3 protein-coding genes and 1 tRNA gene are annotated in these 2508 nt (G+C 63.4%); 2 read left to right on the forward strand and 2 right to left on the reverse strand.

Annotated elements, in window-relative coordinates; genetic code table 11:
• Nucleotides 1–238 precede the first annotated feature (238 nt).
• Together EN914_RS31930 and EN914_RS31935 are read right to left on the reverse strand one after the other, a co-directional pair.
• Nucleotides 239–313 (reverse strand) — tRNA-Val (locus EN914_RS31930).
• A gap of 129 nt (nt 314–442) precedes the next feature.
• A complete protein-coding gene (locus tag EN914_RS31935; RefSeq protein WP_013531667.1) occupies nt 443–1126 on the reverse strand; it encodes a phosphoglycolate phosphatase in 684 nt (227 codons plus the stop codon).
• 319 nt (nt 1127–1445) lie between these two features.
• On the opposite strand from EN914_RS31935, the gene rpiA reads away from it, so the two are divergent.
• On the forward strand, nt 1446–2177 hold the full coding sequence (gene rpiA, locus EN914_RS31940) for a ribose-5-phosphate isomerase RpiA (protein WP_024503288.1): 732 nt from the start codon (nt 1446–1448) through the stop codon (nt 2175–2177).
• Nucleotides 2164–2508: DUF2059 domain-containing protein (locus tag EN914_RS31945; RefSeq protein WP_407067826.1), on the forward strand; the 345-nt coding region annotated here is incomplete at its 3' end. The genes rpiA and EN914_RS31945, both read left to right, overlap by 14 nt.

Raw genomic sequence — 2508 nt, forward strand, 5'->3', positions numbered from 1 at the left:
GAGCAAGCCCGAGCGCTGAGCCGGAACAACGCTATACGGTCTTTTGCGCCGACGACCGCATCGAGGGTGTCGTTTTGGGATCGCGAACAGATGAAGGTCCGAAACGGCTCCGACGTCTGCCCGTTCCAGAGATATGCGAGCTACAGCAGCGCGTGGAATTCGCCCAGAAGAATTTTGGCGGGCAAGGGGCGGGGTGTAGTTGCTAGGCATTTTGGGGTGCGGCGTTCAGGAAGGCCGATGGTGGGCGATGCAGGGATTGAACCTGCGACCCCACCCGTGTGAAGGGTGTGCTCTCCCGCTGAGCTAATCGCCCGCTCGTTGCCCGAAGGCCAAGCGAGCCGCGATATAAGGGAGGCGGGTGCGGGAAGTCAAGGCGCTGTCCGGCGTTCTGACACGGATCGGTTTTGCTGTGCTTTGCGCCCTGTCTCCGGCCGCCTTCCAGTCAGTTTCCGGCAGCGGCAATCAGCCTTTGCGCCAGATCGAGCGTCAGGGCGTCGAAATGCGAGATCACCGCCGAAGGTTCGAACTCCCGCACATGGCGGTCGGTGTAGCCGAAATCGACCGCCACCACCGGAATGCCGGCGGCTTTCGCCGTGTCGATGTCGGTTTGCGAATCGCCGACCATCAGGGCGCGGTGAGGGTCGCCGCCGGCCAGCTTTATGGTCTCGATCAAATGGCGCGGGTCGGGTTTGCGGAAGGCGAACGTGTCCTGGCCGGCAATCGCCGCGAAATGTTTGGTCAGGCCGAGCGCCTCGATCAGCGCCAGCGAGTTGGCTTCGTATTTGTTGGTGCAGATGGCGAGGGTATAGCCGGCCTCCTCGAAGCGCGCGATCGCCTCGACGACACCGGGGTAGGGGCGCGACTTGCCGGGGATGTTGAGCGTGTAGTGGTCGAGGAAAAGTTTCAGCAGCCGGTCGTGCTCCTCGACGGCAAGCGATCGCTGATGGGCGGCGTGCGCCCGCTCGATCATCACCCGGCCGCCGTGACCGACAAAACGCCTGAAGCCGGCTTCGTCGACCGCCGCGATCTCGCTGGCGGCCAGGCTGTGGTTCAGGCTGTCGAGCAGGTCCGGCGCTGTGTCGATGAGCGTACCGTCGAGGTCGAACACGATGATCGGTTGGGTCATGGTCTGTCCTGGGCAGGTGTGCAATGGGCAGGCGATAGCGGCTGCGGCGCGTCGAGGCAAGCGCTGGGCCGGCTCGTTCAGGCGGGGCCTGCTTATCAGGCCGGGCATTCGCGGCTGGACGCCGCTATGAAAAACCCCGCCTCGACGGCGGGCTGTTGGCGCAAATCAGCACCATGGGCAAAAATGTAGCATAGCTGCACTCACCGGTCAAGGAAATAATTCCTACGCAGGATCACCTGGGGACCCGCCGCCTGGGGCTTTGACCGGACCGGCAAAAATGCTACGAGCCCGACAGCGAATTTCCGGGGCAACAATCGACATGGATGCAAGGCAGTTGAAGGTCGAAGCCGCGCGGGCAGCACTTGCCCATGTGAATGACGGCATGCGGCTCGGCATCGGCACCGGCACAACGGCCGAGGAGTTCGTGCGGCTGCTTGCCGAAAAGGTCGCAACCGGCATGACCGTCATCGGCGTACCGACTTCGGAGCGCACCGCGTTGCTCTGCCGCGAGCTTGGCGTGCCGCTGTCGACGCTGGAGGAAACGCCAGAGCTGGATCTCACCGTCGACGGCGCCGACGAAGTCGACCCGGAACTGACCCTGGTCAAGGGCGGCGGCGGCGCGCTGCTGCGCGAGAAGATCGTCGCCGCGGCGTCCCAGCGCATGATCGTCATCGCCGACCGCTCCAAGATGGTCGAGACGCTCGGCCGTTTTCCCCTACCGATCGAAGTCAATCCGTTCGGCCTGCGCGCCACTGAAATCGCGGTTGCCGCAGCGGCTGAAAAGCTCGGTCTTTCCGGACCGGTCACATTGAGGATGACGGGCGGGCAGGCTTTTGTTACAGACGGCGGCCATTTTATCCTCGATGCATCTTTTGGCCGCATTCCGGATACAAGAGCGCTTTCGAATGCTCTCCACGCCATTCCTGGCGTTGTCGAGCATGGTCTTTTCATCGGGCTGGCTTCAGCGGCCATCATCGCCGGCGGCGACGGTATCCAAACCGTCCATGCTGCCCGAAAACCAGGGAGTTCTACCGATCATGACGTTGCATAACCGGGTTCGCAGCCTTTCCGTCCTTCTGGCGGCCTCGGCCGTTTTCGCCTTCTCGTCGCCGGCGTTTTCGCAGGATGTCACGGAAGCGCACCTGAAGGCCGCCCGCGCGGCGGTCGCTGCGATCCACGCGACCGACCCGTTCGACAACATCCTGCCGCAGGCAGCCGCGGCGCTCGAATCGCAGCTGATCCAGAAGAACCCGGACATGCAGGAACTGATCGGCAAGACCATCAACGAGAAGGCTCTGGCGCTGGCCTCGCGCCGTGCCGACCTCGAGAAGGAAGCCGCACTCGCCTACGCGAAAGTGTTCTCCGAAAAGGAACTGACCGAC

This window comes from Mesorhizobium sp. M7A.F.Ca.CA.001.08.2.1 (genome assembly GCF_003998455.1).
Taxonomy (GTDB): domain Bacteria; phylum Pseudomonadota; class Alphaproteobacteria; order Rhizobiales; family Rhizobiaceae; genus Mesorhizobium; species Mesorhizobium ciceri.